This window comes from Flavobacterium sp. GCM10022190 (assembly GCF_042656445.1).
GTDB lineage: Bacteria > Bacteroidota > Bacteroidia > Flavobacteriales > Flavobacteriaceae > Flavobacterium > Flavobacterium nitratireducens.
The window spans coordinates 660,290-677,346 of sequence record NZ_JBHSOQ010000003.1 but is presented as its reverse complement, the minus strand read 5'-3'; the positions used below and the strand labels follow the sequence as shown (position 1 = coordinate 677,346).

Sequence of the window (17,057 nt, the reverse complement as noted above, 5' to 3'; positions counted from 1 at the left end):
TTAATTGGTTTTTATGATTATACCGTCTTTGTTAATTTTCAATTCTTTAATTTCTTTGTTCGAATTAACAATCGTGTCGATTGTTTGGTTTTCTACATTTATTTCTTCTTCATCCTTATCTTCATCAGGGCAGTTTAAACATTTTGCTTCTAATTGTCCAATGATATAAATCGGCTCGAAAGCATCATAATTGAGGTTGAAAAAATCATCGTTTGAGCGGTCGTAATCTTGCGCCGATTCGTCCATTTTAAAAATGGTTCCTTCGGTTAAGAAAAGAATTATTTCAACATGTTGATCTCTAAGTTTGTTTTTTAAATCGGTAATTAAATAATTATCAAAAATAATTTGGTTTCCAATTATTCTATAACCGTAGCGAATTTTATCAGCATTATTTCGGGCTTCTGATAAGGATTTTCCACTGGCTTCTTTTCCAATTTGGATATAGCTGTAATTTTCATTTGATTTCTTTATTTCAAAACGAACTTCATTTGAATAAATAATATCATTGTTGGTAGAATCGGTAGTTATTCTAAATTCGGCACGGTCATAAATGTCTTTTGCATAATAGTCGTTATGTTTGAACTTGATAACCAAAGTATCTTTCGGTGAAATAGTAATCGTTTGTTTTTCAACAATTCGGCCATCTTTTGCAAAAGCAGAAGCCTGCCTAATACTTAAAGAGATAACCAGAGCAATAGAAATTATCCATAACGCAAGTAAAGTATATTTACCTATAGGACCAATTGAATTAGTGTTAGGTGATAATAGTTTAAAGCCTAATAGCGTAAGGAAAAAGAACGGAATTCCAGCTGCAAAAAACATTAACACTCCTAATGCCCATAAAGGGAAATCAGTAAAATTTCCTTTTTCAACAAAGCTTTCCCATGGAAAATCTATAAAGGTATTTGTCCCTAAGGTGAATATTCCAATTAATAAAATAGTTAGAACGGCTAAACCTGAAATTATTAACGATACTCCTAGTACTTTGGCAATAATTCCTAATAGGCTCATGATGAAATTTCCTAGTGAATTTCCAACTTTATTAGCTCCATTTTTTATTTGATTCCCATATTTATCATAATCGGCATTTTTGAATTTTTCTGAAACCGATTCAAATTCCTCTCTTACTTTTTTTTCAATGTTTGAAATATTGACTGGTTCCCCCGTCATTTCTAGTTTTTCTGATGTAGTACGGGCTTCTGGCGTTACTATCCAAAGTATGATGTACGCAATAATTCCAGTACCAAATCCTGCAAATATTAACAAAACCAATACAACTCTTATCCAAACTACATCAATGCCAAAATAATGACCTAATCCTGATGCAACACCACCAATCATTCCTTTTTCGCTATCACGATATAGTTTTTTAGTTCTGTAATTTGCAGTAGTATTCGTTTGTTGGTTTTTAGTCGTATTAGGTTCCTCTTCTATGATATAGTCTTCAGGTTGACCCATAATCGAGATAATTTCGTCAACTTCTTTTAAACCTACTACATGTTTATCGCTAATTTGCTTTTCATTCAACAATTCGGCAATTCTCATTTCAATATCTTTAATAATTTCATCCTGTCCTGATGAATTAGAAAGGGAACGTTTAATTGCGTCAAAATAGCGTGATAGTTTTTGATATGCATCTTCATCAATATGAAAAAACATACCGCCTAAATTTATGTTTACAGTTTTATTCATGACTCTGTTGTTTGGTTTGTGATTAGATTTACGGCATTGGATAATTCAGTCCAAGTACCATTTAGTTCTTCTAAAAAAGTATGTCCATCCTGTGTGAGGCCATAGTATTTTCTGGGTGGACCGGAAGTGCTTTCTTCCCATCGATAGTTGAGTAATCCATCGTTTTTCAATCGTGTTAGTAAAGGATAAATTGTTCCTTCGACCACTAATAATTTTGCGTTTTTTAATGTTTCTAATATTTCGGAGGTATAGGCATCTTGTTTTTTTAAGACAGATAAGATGCAAAACTCGAGAACACCTTTACGCATCTGGGCTTTTGTGTTTTCAATGTTCATGATTTTTTATGTTTTACTTAATGAAGTTGATCGTTAAAGGATAATTGTATTTTTCTCCGTTTGAAGCATTAATTGATGCAATGATAATCAGAAAAAATTCGACTATTTTAATCAGAACAAATACAATTATACTTAAGATTCCAATGGTGATTAATCCAATATTTTCGCCATAATTAATGCCATCCCAAAAGAATTCATGGTCGTTTAGTAATGCTGTAAAATCCATACTACTAAAAATGACCGTTGAAAAGACAGGAATAGCAATAAGAATTAACACTAACGAATAGATGAATAAACTCAATTGGAAATTTAAAATTTGCTTTCCACTTTGATCGATTAATTCCGATTTATCTTTTTTGGTACTCCAAATGATAATTGGGAAAATAAAATTTCCAAAAGGAATAATGTACTGTGATAGCGCGCTTAAATGCGTTAAGGCTGCTATGGTTCTGTCGTTTTTGGTTTCCATATTTATAGGTTCTAGTAATTTCTTATACAAATATATGGTTTAAAACAGGTATTGTGTATTGCAAAGTACTATAAATTAACATAAAATTAACAAATTAATCGTTTTTACTGGTGTTTAATTTTTTTGTATATTGGTTTAAAATCCAAGTCAATGAAACTTACAACAGCTAATTTTAACCGATTTTTATTGTTTAAATTACCATCGGCCTTTATTTGTGGTGTGAGGGTAAAAGAAATTACATTTAATCGATGTGTAGTAAGTGTTAAACACCGATGGATTAATCAAAATCCGTTTAACTCGATGTATTTTGCAGTACAGGCCATGGCAGCCGAATTAACTACAGGAGCCCTAGTAATGTTGCACATTCAGGAAAGTGCTAAAAATATTGGAATGTTAGTAGTAAGTAATACTAGTGTATTTACTAAGAAAGCAACTGGACGAATTACTTTTGTATGCGAGAATGGAAACGAAATCCAATCAGCCATTAAAAACACTATAGAAACAGGGCAAAGTCAAACTTTTTGGTTAAAATCTGTAGGGAAAAATGAAAAAGGGGAACAGGTTTCCGAAATGAATTTTGAATGGACTATTAAATTAAAATAAAGAACACTTTCATAACATTTTTATGAAAGTGTTCTTTGGTTTCGGCTTGGTTAGCTTATTTTATAATTATTTTTTGGCTCATTTCTCCTTTATCCGTTTGGATTAAAACGAGATATACGGCAGAACTAACATTGTCAATTGGAATTTGAATTAAATTTTGGGTTTGATCCTCTATTTTCCAATTGCCTATTTTTTGTTTAAGAATATTGAATAGTGAAACCGATTTGATGTTTACATCAAAGAAATAATTTCTAATATTTAAGAGTTTAGTTTCATTTGTATAATAGCAAATTATTCCATTGTCAATTTTGGTTTCGTTGATACTATATGATTTGTTTACAAACTGTATTGAGAATCTGTTTTTGTATTCTCCTGGTGCCAATGCGATTTCAAAATTGGCTTTTCTTAAATCATGATATATTCTTGAAATATTGTCGTAAACATAAATAGCAAGGTCTGCTGGAATGTTTTCTAGGGCATCAATTTTAATTGTAGCTTTTCCTTCATCGGTAATTTTTAAGCCAAAAGGAATTATTTGCTCAATATCAAAGTTTGGAATACCCTGAATAATAAACGGATTGTTTTCTAATTCCCAATACATATCATTGTCTTTCACTTCAATCATTAGGGCATCGTATCCAAAATCAAATTTAGTAGTTGTATTTGGATCAGTTCCTAGTAAAATTTGTCTATGATATCCAATTGGAGAGTCAAAACCTAATCTAATTTTCATTCGTTTATCTATAGTTTCTTTGGCAGCAAATGAATTTTTATCATTAGTGTTTTTCATAAAAATAGAATTTCCAGAACTCTCCCTTACAAAGGCACGTTGACTATTTTTAAAGCTAAATGAACCACCAGTAGTAGTGCTACCAGTAGCATTTATAAAAAAGGCTTGTCCTACAGGAATATAGCGTTGAGGTATTTTTGAACCTGTTGCGCCGTTATTTACGTTTAGTGGGTCATTAGCTATCGCAGCAACACCACCCGTTAGGGTATAGGTTGCATAGCCTCCTTCATACTGAGCTAAAATATGGTTGTTTGATAAGCCAAAATGATCCCAAAAATACAAGGCACCTCCAAATGTATTAGCGATTCCTCGACAACCGTTACAATCTTTTAGATTGTCTTTTATAAAATCATCGGCATCCAATGCACTTGGGTAGGGATTACCTATTAGATAGGTTTGTAATAAAGCGATATATTTATTGATCGTTCCTGAATTAGGTTTACCAGTAAAAACATAATTTTGTGTATCATTGATAGGGGCAGTACCTCCGCTTCCTTTCATAGAGAAACCATCGGCAACAGCTATAAGTCCTGTGCTTGATTTATATTGCCATTGGTAGTAATTATCCCAATTTGAATTAGAAGCAGGGGTGAGTGAACTATAAGTCCATATCCATCTGTTGCTGATTTTAATAGGACTTGTCAAAGGCCCATCTGCAAAATAAGCACCATCACCAAAGGTGATATTTTTTGGGTTAGCACTGTCTGTTCCATCTCTTAAAATACCAGTCATTGAATAGGATGAATTATTGGCTGCACCTCTATTACTAACTGGCGAGGACCAATAGTTGTAATTGAAACTGTTTTGTTTTCCTTCTTGGTCTACTTCAATAAATCCAGTACTGTTTTCTTCAAAAATACTTTCGCTAAATTGAGTTGGAGCATATCTTTTTTGAACCAATTGTGATTCACCTACCAAATCAATTTTTCCATCTAATTTTAGATAGTGAGTGATCCAAAGTCCATGTCCTGGATTTGTCTCGTTTTGTATTCCTGAATTGGTAATAATCAATTCGTTTGACATTACTACTAGCCCAAGTAAAGTTAAATCCTGAGTATTAGAAGTTACTTTGTGATTAATTTTTACAATATTCCAATTTATAGGTTGATTATTTATTCCAAGGCTATTAGGAACATCCCAAACATCGTAATTGGTCCAAGTAGTATCTGTATTCCATGTTTGATTAGAAACTCTAGACGTATAGGGAATCGGTGCGGTTTGTTGTTGACTAGAATTAATATTGTGCAATCTTCCGCTTACACCTTTAAAGGCAACTAAATTTCCACAATTATTTGTCATTCGATAATAGCCTAAAAGATCGCTCCATAATAAAGGACTGTCTTCAAGACCGTTATTATCATTGTCAGAACCTGAAATTCTTAAAGGAATAACAACTCCACCCACATCGGTACCAGAAGCATCAATTTCCTGATTCATCATTTGTCTAATCTGTTCAACGCCTAAAGCTTTATTCCAAATTTTAACTTCGTCAATCCAACCGTTAAAATATTGGGCGGGTACATTTGAAGATTGATACATAGCACCTAAAAGAGCTTCTACAGTAGTTGTAGTCGTAGCAGGAGCAGTACCATTTTTCGAAGCTATTTCTATACCGTCAACATAAAGTTTATAGGTTGTTCCATCAAAAGTGGTGGCTAAATGATACCATCTGTCTGTTCCAATAACATTAGTACTGGTGGAAATAGAATTACCTCCAGAGGCGTTGTACCAATTAAATCGGACTTGTCCATCACTGATACTTAAATCATAACCGCTAGTGTTGTTACCTTTATCTTTTCGGGAAAAAACAGTGCGGGTTCCATTGACAGCATTAGGCTTCACCCAGCTTTCAATGCTAAATGTATTGTTTAGGTTGTAATTGTCTTTGAAAGTGACATAATCATTATTTCCATCAAAATCAACCGATTTACAATCAATAAGTGTAATGTTTAATTCGTCAAAACATCCATTTGAGAGTGTCCATCTTAATTTGTAAGTTCCTGGGTCGGCAGTAAAAAGCGCGTCAGGATCAGTTGCGCTAGAGAAAGTTGCAGAGCTTCCACATGAAGAAGATGTGGCGCTAACAATAGTCCAAGTTCCAGTAATTCCAGTTCCTGGGTAATCAGTATCTCCGGAAGCAGTGTCTGGTACAACATAAAGATTAGTTTTCCAAGCTCCTTTAGTATAATTGGTTACAGCCGATTTTGTATTGTCATAAGCATTTAATTTTATACTGTTTTCTCCGCAATTGCTGGTAAGGGGAGCATAATCTTCTCCAGCATAAGCTAAGCTAGTATTAATATTTACAAAACTTGTACCGGTAGTATTGTCTGTTCTACATCCATTTACTAAGGTTGTAACTCCATACTCTCGAATACCAGGAGTTTGAGGCGTTACAGTAGCAGTTGTTCCTCTAGCAATAACATCACCATTTTCATCGGTCCATTCTAATTCATCATCTACTGTTGCAAATTTAAATCCTACATCGTCAATTGCCCATGCGCTTCCTATGTTAAAGGTTTGATTATTAGTACAATTATTAGAGGAATGTTTTGGAAAAGTTACATTATTACAAGTTCCTCCACTTGGACCTGAATTGAAAGTGAATTTGATGCGTAAACCAGCCAGCCCTGCATATGGTCCTAAATTGATTGAGGTATATCTAAATGCATCGGCTATCAAATATTGTTTAGTACAGCTGGATCCTTTATATGCTTTTACACCAGTGGTTTTGCCAGCAGTAAAAATGTCATTTTGCATGGTATTCAATGTTACCGGATAGGTGTTTCCTGCATCAAATGATAATTCTATTTTACCTGAACCCCCATTACAGAAATAGTAAGCAGTATAAAATGTCATTATGGCTTCGCTGGAAGTCATTCCGATGGTACTGAATACAGGTGTTTCTAATGTCGTAGTTCTGTTAGCTTCGGCAGCATGCGCAATGGCAAATTTTGTATTGTCTGATGTGTCGTAGTTAATTCCGCTAAAGGTTACATTTGGATTTGTATTGGAGTTCGTTTCTTTCCAAGTAGGTTCTGAATTATTATTACCACTGGCTGGGAAAAAACCATCTCTTCCATCAACACGCCATCCATCAGGTTGGGCATAGTTAAATTTCCCCCCTTTCCCAAATTGTCCTTCGGGTTGATCATAAAAACTCTCAGCGTTTACAGTTACAGAACTACCTAAACAAATATCTAAAGCGGAATGGCTAACGATAATAGGAGGTTGGTCTGGAGGTAAAAATCGGGCATAAGCTTCTGCTGAAGTTTTTATAATTGAAGGATTATCTGCATCAGTGATTCGTAATCTAACAAAGGTATCACTTGCTAATCCGATTAATGTGTAAGTTAGTAATCCAGTAGTATTTGGTATTGTGATCCATGTTTCACCATTGTCATTAGAATATTCCCAATTTAAAATCTGTGAGGCTTGTAAATTATAGGTTCCAATTGCTTGTAATGTAAATTGAATATCTTTCGGGACAGTTATTCCGCCAGGACAAGCTGTAACTTCTATTAAAGAGCTAGGTGGTTCTGGATTGTCAGGAATTGGATTTACAATTACACCTGTTAAATAGGTAAATAAATTTTTTGGTGGTTCAACAGTTACTGTCGCTGTACAAGTGTTTGTATTTCCGTTAACATCAACGGCTGTTAATGTTGTAGTTGTAGTGTAAATAGTTTGAGAATCGGCAAACACACTAGGGAATACACTTAGGCTAGCTATTCCACAGGCATCGTTAGAACCATTGTCAACATCTGATGCTTTGATAGTTGCAACCCTAGTAATTGGATCCACTACAACAACATAATTTTTGCAAATCATTGTTGGTGGAGTGTTGTCAACAACGGTAACTATTGCGTTACAACTGCTACTATTTCCACCATTGTCTAATACTGTAAAGCTTACATTGTTAGCACCTATATTGCTACAATTAAAAGAATTTGGAGAAACGGTCATACTAGCAATACCGCAATTATCTGAAGAACCATTATCTAAATTTAAAGCAGAGATGGTTACTGTACCATTTGAACTTAAATAAGCAGTATAGTTTTTACAAACGGCTGTAGGAGGAGTGTTGTCTATTGCTGTAACTTTAAAAGTACAAGAACTTGTTCTGTTGGCTGCATCTTTTGCGGTTAATGTGATAGTGGTTGTAGCTGCCGAAATTAAAGTTCCCGGTGCTGGAGTTTGCGTGATGGTTACATTACTGTCACAGTTGTCCGAAGTTGTAGCCAAGGATCTATAATCTTGTAAAACAAATTGACAATTGGCGTTAAAGTTAACATTTTGGTCTCCAGGACAACTAATAGAAGGATTTTCATTATCAACTACTGTGATTGTTTGATTACAAGAAGCGGTTAATCCTGAATTGTCAGTTACAGTCCAGTTAATAGTAGTATTACCAATTGGAAATTGGTAGGTTGTCGTGTTAATAATTACTCCTGTTACTTTTGCCACTACTGAAGAAACAGTACAATTATCACTTGTAATTGGATTTGTTATGCTTATTGTTGTATAGCAATCACCAGTTCCATTTGAACTAGTGTTGGCAGTTATATTTGCCGGACAAACAATCGTTGGAGGAATGTTATCCGTAACGGTAACGGTTTGATTTGCAGTCATAGTGTTCCCAGATGTATCAGTTACTGTCCAGATAACAGTTGTATTGCCTAATGGATAAGTAGTAGATGGATGATTGTTTGTTACCGATGCAACCGAACAATTATCAGCAGTTATAGGACTGCCTATATTTACAGCAGTTGCAGTACAACCAGAATTAGTTGTAACATTAACTGTTGGTGGGGCTGTTATTGTAGGTTTGATGTTGTCGGTTACAGTGATTGTTTTTGAACCTATTGTTGTATTTCCGGTAGCATCGGTTATTGTATAGTTAATATTGGTTACACCTTTGTTAAAAGTATACGTTCCCACTTGACCAGCTGTGGATGTTTTTGTTGTAGCTCCGCTTAAAGAGTAAGCAATAGTAGCTCCAGTACAATTATCAGCGAAGACTGCATCAGCAACTACAACCGAAGCCGTACAAAGTCCAGCAGTAGTATTTGCTGTTTGGTTTGCTCCAGCTGTAATTGTTGGATTGATATTATCGGTTACGGTTATTGTTTTTGAGCCTGTGATAGTATTTCCAACAGCATCGGTTACCGTATAGTTAATGTTAGTTACACCTTTGTTAAAAGTATAGGTTCCCACTTGTCCTGCAGTAGAAGCTTTAATTGTAGCACCGCTAAGGGTATAAGTAATAGTAGCTCCAGAACAATTATCAGCGAAGACTGCATCAGCAACAAAAACCGAAGCCGTACAAACTCCAGCATCAGTATTTGCGGTTTGATTAATTCCCGGAGTTATCGTTGGGTTGATATTATCGGTTACGGTTACTGTTTTTGAGCCAGTGATAGTATTTCCAACAGCATCGGTTACTGTATAGTTGATGGTAGTTACACCTTTGTTAAAAGTAAAAGTTCCCACCTGACCAGCAGTAGAAGCCTTAATTGTTGCACCGCTAAGGGTATAAGCAATAGTTGATCCTGGACAATTATCAGCGAAGACTGCATCAGCTACCACAACCGAAGCGGTACAAAGACCAGCATCAGTATTTGCGGTTTGATTAGCTCCTGGAGTTATTGTTGGATTGATATTATCGGTAACTGTAATAGTTTTAGAAGCAGCTCTTGTGTTTCCTACAGCATCGGTTACCGTATAGTTGATGGTAGTTACACCTTTGTTAAAAGTATAGGTTCCCACTTGTCCGGTAGTAGAAGCTTTAATTGTCGCACCGCTAAGAGTATAAGCAATAGTAGCTCCAGTACAATTATCAGCGAAGACTGCATCAGCAACTACAACCGAAGCGGTACAAACTCCTGCATCAGTATTTGCGGTTTGATTAGCTCCTGGAGTTATTGTTGGATTGATATTATCCGTTACGGTTACTGTTTTTGAGCCAGTGATAGTATTTCCAACAGCATCGGTTACCGTATAGTTGATGGTAGTTATCCCTTTGTTAAAAGTAAAAGTTCCCACCTGACCAGCAGTAGAAGCTTTAATTGTCGCACCGCTAAGGGTATAAGCAATAGTTGCCCCTGGGCAGTTATCTGCGAAGACTGCATCAGCAACAAAAACCGAAGCGGTACAAATTCCTGCATCAGTATTTGCGGTTTGATTAGCTCCCAGAGTTATGGTTGGATTGATATTATCTGTTACGGTTACTGTTTTTGAGCCTGTGATAGTATTTCCAACAGCATCGGTTACTGTATAGTTGATGGTAGTTACACCTTTGTTAAAAGTATAGGTTCCTACTTGTCCTGCAGTAGAAGCTTTAATTGTCGCACCGCTAAGAGTATAAGCAATAGTAGCTCCAGTACAATTATCTGCGAAGACTGCATCAGCAACTACAACCGAAGCTGTACAAACTCCTGCATCAGTATTCACAGCAATATTAGCTCCTGGAGTTATTGTTGGATTGATATTATCCGTTACCGTTACTGTTTTTGAGCCAGTGATAGTATTTCCAACAGCATCGGTTACCGTATAGTTGATGGTAGTTATCCCTTTGTTAAAAGTAAAAGTTCCCACCTGACCAGCAGTAGAAGCTTTAATTGTAGCACCGCTAAGGGTATAAGCAATAGTTGCCCCCGAGCAGTTATCTGCGAAGACTGCATCAGCAACAACAACCGAAGCGGTACAAACTCCTGCATCAGTATTTGCGGTTTGATTAGCTCCCGGAGTTATCGTTGGATTGATATTATCCGTTACCGTTACTGTTTTTGAGCCTGTGACAGTGTTTCCAACAGCATCGGTTACCGTATAGTTGATGGTAGTTACACCTTTGTTAAAAGTATAGGTTCCCACTTGTCCGGCAGTAGAAGCTTTAATTGTAGCACCGCTAAGGGTATAAGCAATAGTAGCTCCAGTACAATTATCAGCAAAGACTGCATCAGCTACGACAACCGAAGCAGTACAAAGACCAGCATTAGTATTCAAAGCAATATTAGCTCCTGGAGTTATTGTTGGATTGATATTATCCGTTACCGTTACTGTTTTTGAGCCCGTGATAGTATTTCCAACAGCATCGGTTACCGTATAGTTGATGGTAGTTACCCCTTTGTTAAAAGTATAGGTTCCCACTTGTCCTGCAGTAGAAGCTTTAATTGTAGCACCGCTAAGGGTATAAGCAATAGTTGCACCCGAGCAGTTATCAGCAAAGATAGCTTCAGCAACTACAACCGAAGCCGTACAAACTCCAGCATCAGTATTTGCGGTTTGATTACTTCCAGCTGTTACAGTTGGATTGATATTATCGGTTACGGTTACTGTTTTTGAGTCTGTAATAGTATTCCCAACAGCGTCGGTTACCGTATAGTTAATGTTAGTTACCCCTTTGTTAAAAGTATAGGTTCCCACTTGTCCAGCAGTAGAAGCTTTAATTGTAGCACCGCTAAGGGTATAAGCAATAGTTAATCCTGGGCAGTTATCTGCGAAGACTGCATCAGCAACTACAACCGAAGCTGTACAAACTCCTGCATCAGTATTCACAGCAATATTAGCTCCCTGAGTTATCGTTGGATTGATATTATCGGTAACTGTTACTGTTTTTGAGCCAGTGATAGTATTTCCAACAGCATCGGTTACCGTATAGTTAATGTTAGTTACACCTTTGTTAAAAGTATAGGTTCCCACTTGTCCTGCAGTAGAAGCTTTAATTGTTGCACCGCTAAGGGTATAAGCAATAGTTGCACCCGAGCAGTTATCAGCGAAGACTGCATCAGCTACTACAACCGAAGCGGTACAAACTCCTGCATCAGTATTTGCGGTTTGATTAGCTCCCGGAGTTATTGTTGGATTGATATTATCCGTTACGGTTACTGTTTTTGAGCCAGTGATAGTATTTCCAACAGCATCAGTTACCGTATAGTTGATAGTAGTTACCCCTTTGTTAAAAGTATAGGTTCCCACTTGTCCGGCAGTAGAAGCTTTAATTGTAGCACCGCTAAGGGTATAAGCAATAGTTGCCCCCGAGCAGTTATCAGCAAAGACTGCATCAGCAACAACAACCGAAGCTGTACAAAGACCAACATCAGTATTTGCGGTTTGGTTTGCTCCAGCTGTTATGGTTGGATTGATATTATCCGTTACTGTTACTGTTTTTGTACCAGTGATAGTATTTCCAACAGCATCGGTTACTGTATAGTTGATGGTAGTTATCCCTTTGTTAAAAGTAAAAGTTCCCACCTGACCAGCAGTAGAAGCTTTAATTGTAGCACCGCTAAGAGTATAAGCAATAGTTGCCCCTGGGCAGTTATCTGCGAAGACTGCATCAGCAACTACAACCGAAGCTGTACAAACTCCTGCATCAGTATTCACAGCAATATTAGCTCCTGGAGTTATTGTTGGATTGATATTATCCGTTACCGTTACTGTTTTTGAGCCAGTGATAGTATTTCCAACAGCATCAGTTATCGTATAGTTGATAGTAGTTATCCCTTTGTTAAAAGTAAAAGTTCCCACCTGACCAGCAGTAGAAGCCTTAATTGTAGCACCGCTAAGGGTATAAGCAATAGTTGATCCCGGACAATTATCAGCAAAGACTGCATCAGCTACCACAACCGAAGCTGTACAAACTCCTGCATCAGTATTTGCGGTTTGATTTCCTCCAGCTGTTATAGTTGGATTAATAGGATCAGAAACATTAAATTCTCGTGTTTCAACATTTGTGGCTGATGCTGAAGAAGTAATTTCGAGTGAAACAAGATATTGACCAATTACTGATGGTGTGAAACTGGTTAAGGTTGTTTCTGAACTATCGTTTAAAGTTCCAGTAGCTAAAATAGTAAGGTTTCCATTTGGATCTCTTACTATCCATTTGTAGCTAACATTGATTTCTGTTCCAGAATATCCACCTGTTAAATTAATTGGTGTGCAATCTGTAGCAGATATTGGACTTGTAAGTGGGTTAGTTATTTCGGTATTTACATTTCCACCTGATGCTGCTACTTCTCCAAAAGTATACACATTCGAACCTCCACCAACGCATGCAGCATATTTTTTGGTTCCAATAAATATTTCATCATTATTAGTACAACTTCCACTAAAGTTACCACCGTTTTCTAAAGTTATTATCGCTGATGAAGGTAAGTTTAATCTAATTTTATTAGTATTAAAATTCAATACTCCTCCATTAATATTTAAAGTATTCGTTAATAGGTTTATGGTGTTAGGAGAAGATGAAGGATTTAAATTTAAAGTTCCAATAATATTTACATTACCCATTGAAAGGGTCGACATATTCGATGTTATTGAAATTGTATTTCCAGTTGTAATTGTAATATTATAACTCCCTGAGATTTGACCCGGAAATGTTGTAGCATCAATCCATGAACTGCCTGAATATATTTCCCAAGATGAAATTGATTCCCAATTGCCAGAAGTTTTTGATCGAAAATCACCATCAACTTGGCCAAAAGAATTTACTAAGCTAAACAATAAAAGAAATAAGAATAAGTAGTTTTGTTTCATGATTTACACTATTTAAATTCAGAAAACAACTTTGTGGTATAAGCATTTACATAAAATTGAGTTATGTTTTTTTGCTGTGAGATGTTTTTGAAAGAGATTAGTTTTTTCTCTGTTCTTAGGAAATAGGGCTAATGTTTTTTGAAATTTAATTCAAGAAACAGTGAGGATCAATTTGTTTGGAAATCACTTTCTAAAGTGATACTGTAAAATTACTTATTTAAGTACTGTGACAATAGTTTAATCGATAACGTGTAGGATAACTCGATTAAATACAGATAATTGTAAGTGGTTTATATTCAGGGTGTTTTTTTGTTTCGGCTAACAAAATTATAAGATTTTTAACACTTTGTTGTATTTCTAAAATACTATTCGCTCAAGAATTGAATAATCTGTTTTTATAGGAAAAGTTTTTTAGATTATCTGTATTTTTTTAACTCTTGCTTAGGGAAGTTTTTCGAGTAAATTATCTTTCCAGAATCAGTAATCATGATATAGCTATAATCTGGATATTGTTTCAATAATTGAATCGCTTTTTTTTTGCCTAGAACCATTGAAGACGTACTAAAACCATTTGCTATTTCGGCATTAGGACCAAAAACGGTTACACTACATAATCCTGTAGATGGATAACCTGTTGCAGGATTAATGATGTGTGAATAACGTTTTCCATTGAAAACAACGAATTTTTCATAAGAGCCAGATGTCGTAACAGCGCCTTTTTTAAGTGGGATAGAGGCTAAAACACGATCAGGATGAAAAGGATTGGTAATACCAATATTCCAGGGTTTTCCATTTAGTTGTGTTCCCCATACACTCATATCACCAGTTGCGTTTATAATACCAGAATGGATGCCTTTAGCCAGCATCATTTCTTGGCATTTATTCGTAGCATAACCTTCGCCAAGCGCTCCAAAACCAATTTTCATTCCTTTTAGTTTTAGGAAAATGGTTGAATTCACACTATCTAAAATAATGTTTTTATACCCTACTTTTTCTACTGATTTTTTAATAGCTTCTTCCGAAGGCATTTCGGTCATGGAACCATCAAATTTCCAGATTTTATCCATGGCTGCAAAACTGACATCAAAGGCACCATTAGTTATTTCTGAAAAATGCAAGGCTCTTTTAGTCAATTCAAAAACTTCTTTGTCAACTTTTACAGGTTGGATTCCCGCATTTTGATTCACTTGTGAAACTTGAGAGCTAGGTTTCCAATCGGAGATTAGATTTTCAATGCGAGTGATTTCGGTAATGATGGTATCAATGTTTTTCTCAGCCGAAAGGGAGTCTTGTGCCACAATGCTAATCTCGAATCGACCACCCATAAGCATCGTTGTTCTTTTTCTTAAAACTTGTGAATGACAAGTAAAGCTCAATAATAAAAAGCTAATTAAAAGGGTACTATTGAAATATTTAGCTGTCATTTTATAAAAAGAAAAAGTGTTTAATAACAATCGGTCAAAATTTGCCCTTTGGCTTTGTACGTTGAGAGGGGAGTATTGTTTTTAGCTAAGCAAATAGAGTCTAAAACCTTTTCTACATCAAATTGCATGGCCAATGCTCCGCAAATCATCACAATTCCATTGTTTTGTAATAAATCAGCAAAGAAATCGGCATCCATCTGAATCAAATCCATTACATAATGTTTATCTGCTTCTCGGGAATATGCCAGATTGAAATTTTTCAATTGTTGTTTTTGTTTCATTTCAGAAGCAAAATTTTCATAATGCTTGGTAATTTCTGTTTTTTTGCGAAAGCCAGAATACAAATGAATTTCGGTTTTATTCTTGTTTTGTTCAATCATTCCTAAAAACGGAGCAATACCTGTTCCATTTGAAATCAAGGCTACCTTTGTTGCTTTTTTTGGGAAATGAAAAGCCTTATTATTGATGATTTGCGTTTTTATCGTATCACCTGCTTTCAGATTATATAAAAATCCAGATCCCAAACCATTCGGATGCAATTTTACCGCTAATTGAATATTGCCATTATGAGTTCCAATAGAATACAAACGTTCTCTATTGTCATTAGCTGGGTAAATAGCTAAAAGGTCACCGGAAGTGAATTTGCTTCGCATTCCGGCTCTTAACGTCAGTAAAAATGTTTGTTCGTTCTCAGAAACAATTGTTTTGTCTAAAACCATAAGTTGTTGTAATCCCTTTGGAATATGGTTGTAAACGGATGGAGTAGAGCTAAGGGAAATATTCGTTTTAGCACTCCATAATTTCACCCAATTAACAAATTCCTCAGCCGATTTATCGTTTACAGTTTGTAATTCTAAAAAGCGATTGGCCCAAGATTGTTTTTCTAACAACGCATTCATTTTCTTAGCATAACCACAAAAATCAGGGTAAGATTGAGAACCAAAACCTATCACAGAATAATTGATGTTTTGTTGTTGATTGGTCTTTTGCAAAAGAGATTCAAATTTGGTAGCATTCGAAGGTGCATCACCTAATCCGTAAGTAGATGTGAAAATTAATAAATGTTCCGCTTTGGGAAAGGCCGAATAATTGTTCAGTTGCCCAATAAATGCTTTTTCGCCCTGAGCGATTAATTCTTTAAAAATTACATTAGCAAAACGTAACGAACTACCGTTTTCGGAACCAACTAATAAAATGTATTTGCTTTCTTCGGCTTTATACTTGTTTTTAATACGGCTGGCTCTTCTTTTAAAAGTCATAGCAAATCCTGAATAGATAAAAAATACGATATTCAGTGACGCTAAACCAAGTACGAAAGCCCAGATTGCACTTGCTCTACCGGTATGTAAATCCAGACTTAATTCGGCCAGTAATTTTGGGGTAGGGTATAATTCTTCGGATACAATTGCATTCGAATATTGGTTTACTTCAATTTTTCGGTCTTTTAATTCAAAAGTATAATAGTCTTCTTCATCATCTGAAAAGGGGAATTCAATTTTTGAAACTTCGGCTAAAGTAGCTTGTTTGAAATCGAAAGTTTTTTGTTGGGGTTTGCTGTTTTCGGTTACTGTTTTTTCTTCTTTTTCAAAAAGATGAAAACGTTCCATAGATAAATAAGTTCCCGAAAGAGCCAAAATTAAAATAGGAATCAAGGCCAAACGACCCAATAAAACATGGTAATATTGGGCAAAATATTCTTTGATGATTTTTGAAAAAAAGTTACGAATTCCTTTTTGTCTTTTTAGTACCAATACAAAACCAGAAATGGCTATTAAAAATAAAAGAAAGGCATTAATTCCAATAATAAGTCGTCCTGTTTCATGCAGAAATAAAGAGCGATGCAAGCCTGTAATCCATTTGATGAAATCACTTTTCTTTTGAGGTGTACCAATGATTTTTCCATTGGTAGGATCAATAATAGCATTGACATCATTTCCATCTTTGTCGATAGCCTGTAAAGTAACAAACTGATTGTGGTCGATACTGATTTCGGTAATTTCTGGATACATTTTGCGAAGCGTAGGCAAGGTTTTATCCAAAGAAATCGATTCGAAATTTTCCACTCTTTGAGACGGAATTTTCTCCTGAATAGCATCTACAGCAAGGATTGTACCTGTTACAGATGCTAAAAATAAGAATGCAGCAGAAAATACCGCTAGTGAGAGGTGAGCGTATCGCCAAACGGAAAGAGTCATCTAGCTATGTTA

7 protein-coding genes are annotated in these 17,057 nt (G+C 35.6%); 1 reads left to right on the top strand and 6 read right to left on the bottom strand.

The features are described from left to right. Genes ACFPTQ_RS12890 through ACFPTQ_RS12880 form a run of 3 tightly spaced genes read right to left on the bottom strand, consistent with a single transcriptional unit; the run spans position 1 to position 2,496 of the window. Positions 1–1,692 carry a PspC domain-containing protein gene (locus ACFPTQ_RS12890; RefSeq protein WP_379777939.1) on the bottom strand — a complete coding sequence of 564 codons (1,692 nt, stop codon included), beginning with the start codon at positions 1,690–1,692 and terminating at the stop codon, positions 1–3. Further along, positions 1,689–2,027, bottom strand: coding sequence for a PadR family transcriptional regulator (locus ACFPTQ_RS12885; RefSeq protein ID WP_278036073.1), 339 nt, complete (start codon positions 2,025–2,027; stop codon positions 1,689–1,691). The genes ACFPTQ_RS12890 and ACFPTQ_RS12885 overlap by 4 nt, the downstream gene beginning before the upstream one ends. A gap of 13 nt (positions 2,028–2,040) precedes the next feature. Continuing rightward, entirely contained in the window at positions 2,041–2,496 is a 456-nt protein-coding gene (locus ACFPTQ_RS12880; protein WP_278036072.1) for a DUF4870 domain-containing protein, read from the bottom strand. A 150-nt stretch (positions 2,497–2,646) separates the two neighbouring features. On the opposite strand from ACFPTQ_RS12880, the gene ACFPTQ_RS12875 reads away from it, so the two are divergent. Continuing rightward, positions 2,647–3,099, top strand: coding sequence for a DUF4442 domain-containing protein (locus ACFPTQ_RS12875; protein WP_379777938.1), 453 nt, complete (start codon positions 2,647–2,649; stop codon positions 3,097–3,099). Positions 3,100–3,154: 55 nt separating this feature from the next. Here the strand turns inward: ACFPTQ_RS12875 and ACFPTQ_RS12870 are convergent, their stop codons facing one another. The 3 genes from ACFPTQ_RS12870 to ACFPTQ_RS12860 form a co-directional block, all read right to left on the bottom strand. Then, on the bottom strand, positions 3,155–13,426 hold the full coding sequence (locus ACFPTQ_RS12870) for an HYR domain-containing protein (RefSeq protein ID WP_379777937.1): 10,272 nt from the start codon (positions 13,424–13,426) through the stop codon (positions 3,155–3,157). Between the two features lie 416 nt (positions 13,427–13,842). Next, the gene (locus ACFPTQ_RS12865) at positions 13,843–14,850 is read right to left on the bottom strand and encodes an FAD:protein FMN transferase (protein WP_379777936.1); all 1,008 of its coding nucleotides are present in this window, start codon (positions 14,848–14,850) and stop codon (positions 13,843–13,845) included. Positions 14,851–14,870: 20 nt separating this feature from the next. Further along, positions 14,871–17,045: a PepSY domain-containing protein gene (locus tag ACFPTQ_RS12860; protein ID WP_379777935.1), complete on the bottom strand. Its 2,175-nt coding sequence runs from the start codon at positions 17,043–17,045 to the stop codon at positions 14,871–14,873. Positions 17,046–17,057 lie beyond the last annotated feature (12 nt).

Bases quoted from the DNA above. Each gene is read 5' to 3' on its own strand.
- ACFPTQ_RS12870 (WP_379777937.1), bottom strand. From the start codon at position 13,426: ATGAAACAAAACTACTTATTCTTATTTCTTTTATTGTTTAGCTTAGTA.
- ACFPTQ_RS12880 (WP_278036072.1), bottom strand. From the start codon at position 2,496: ATGGAAACCAAAAACGACAGAACCATAGCAGCCTTAACGCATTTAAGC.
- ACFPTQ_RS12860 (WP_379777935.1), bottom strand. From the start codon at position 17,045: ATGACTCTTTCCGTTTGGCGATACGCTCACCTCTCACTAGCGGTATTT.
- ACFPTQ_RS12890 (WP_379777939.1), bottom strand. From the start codon at position 1,692: ATGAATAAAACTGTAAACATAAATTTAGGCGGTATGTTTTTTCATATT.
- ACFPTQ_RS12865 (WP_379777936.1), bottom strand. From the start codon at position 14,850: ATGACAGCTAAATATTTCAATAGTACCCTTTTAATTAGCTTTTTATTA.
- ACFPTQ_RS12885 (WP_278036073.1), bottom strand. From the start codon at position 2,027: ATGAACATTGAAAACACAAAAGCCCAGATGCGTAAAGGTGTTCTCGAG.
- ACFPTQ_RS12875 (WP_379777938.1), top strand. From the start codon at position 2,647: ATGAAACTTACAACAGCTAATTTTAACCGATTTTTATTGTTTAAATTA.